The organism is Bathymodiolus heckerae thiotrophic gill symbiont, from assembly GCF_900180345.1.
Classification (GTDB): Bacteria; Pseudomonadota; Gammaproteobacteria; order PS1; family Pseudothioglobaceae; genus Thiodubiliella.
Map to the genome: position 1 here is coordinate 1 of NZ_FXLV01000098.1, position 1,356 is coordinate 1,356.

1 protein-coding gene is annotated in these 1,356 nt (G+C 37.4%); it reads left to right on the plus strand.

From position 1 onward, the window contains the following. Positions 1-385: 385 nt before the first annotated feature. Positions 386-1,114 carry a PP-loop family protein gene (locus CRYPD_RS07670; RefSeq protein ID WP_171004405.1) on the plus strand — a complete coding sequence of 243 codons (729 nt, stop codon included), beginning with the start codon at positions 386-388 and terminating at the stop codon, positions 1,112-1,114. Positions 1,115-1,356 lie beyond the last annotated feature (242 nt).

A 1,356-nucleotide genomic window follows, 5' to 3' on the forward strand; every position in this document is an offset into this window, starting at 1 on the left:
AAACAAGGTGTTTTTTAGATTTTTATGGAAAAATACGGAAATTTTGAGCTATTTTTTTTTGAAAAATTGCAAGGGTTGAAAATAGGATGGGGAATTATGAATTATGCAAAGGTCTCAGATAATTTTTTTTATAGATTTCATAGTTTTTTATAGAGTTGTAAAATTTTCTCAACTATTATAAATTCAAAATATTTTTATGTAAACTATTTTAATTTAAGAGTCTTTCTAGTGTAAATTTGGATTCATAATAAGCAAGAATCAGAATGCCAAAACCAATTTGTGGCAGTAACAGCTTGTTTTCCACGCCAGCCAAAAAACGGACATTACAGCACGCACTTAAAAAACAATGATGAATTGCCACTGGATAGGCTGTAAAATTTCAAAGATGATTCGAAAGTTACCTAAATTACTTCTAAAACCAGTTGGCAAGGCGATTGCTGATTTTGGGATGATTAGGGCGGGGGATAAGATTTTATTGGCAGTATCGGGGGGTAAGGATTCGCTGAGTTTGTTTCATATTTTGCGTCATTTTCAGGCATCATCTCCAGTGAAGTTTGAGCTCGGCGTGGTAACGATTGACCCGCAAGTTGAGGGGTTTGAGCCACAGGCGTTAGAGGGATTTTTTAAGAAATTTGGTACACCTTATTTTTTTGAAGAATTTCCCATTATGGCACAAGCCAAAGAAAGCATGAAAGGCGATTCTTATTGTTCGTTTTGTGCGCGTATTAAGCGCGGCTTGATGTATCAGGTAGCGCGTAGAGAAGGTTACAATGTCCTAGCTTTGGGACAACATCTAGATGATTTGTGTGAGAGTTTGATGATGTCAATGTGCCATAACGGTAAGATTCAAACAATGAAAGCGCACTATGTTAATGATAAAAAAGATTTGCGAGTTATTCGACCAATGGCGTATGTGCGTGAACGGCAATTGGTTGATTTTGCTAAGTCTGCTGATTTACCCGTGATTGCGGATTCGTGTCCAGCGTGTTTTAGTATGCCGAGTGAACGGGCATATTTTAAGCAGTGGTTGTTGAGCGAAGAAAAACGCTTGCCGAATTTATACAAAAATCTGTTAAGTGCCATGAAGCCGATGTTGGACGAGGTGAATGATTAGGCTTATTCTTAGGCTTTTTTTTATTAATGACGCTCAGGCTTAATCAATTTATTGGGAAATCGTAGCCCCTGCGGTATCTATGGAGCTATAAGCGTTTTAAAGGTGTTATTAAATACTTGAATTCGCACATTAAGTGCAATTTCTCCTAAGCCGTTAATAAATCAACAGCCTTTCCTAAAAATAACTCAACTGGTTGTTTCCCACCTCGTGTTTTTCGAGGTCTTGTGTTGAGTCGCTTCATG

Bases quoted from the DNA above. Each gene is read 5' to 3' on its own strand.
- CRYPD_RS07670 (WP_171004405.1), top strand. From the start codon at position 386: ATGATTCGAAAGTTACCTAAATTACTTCTAAAACCAGTTGGCAAGGCG.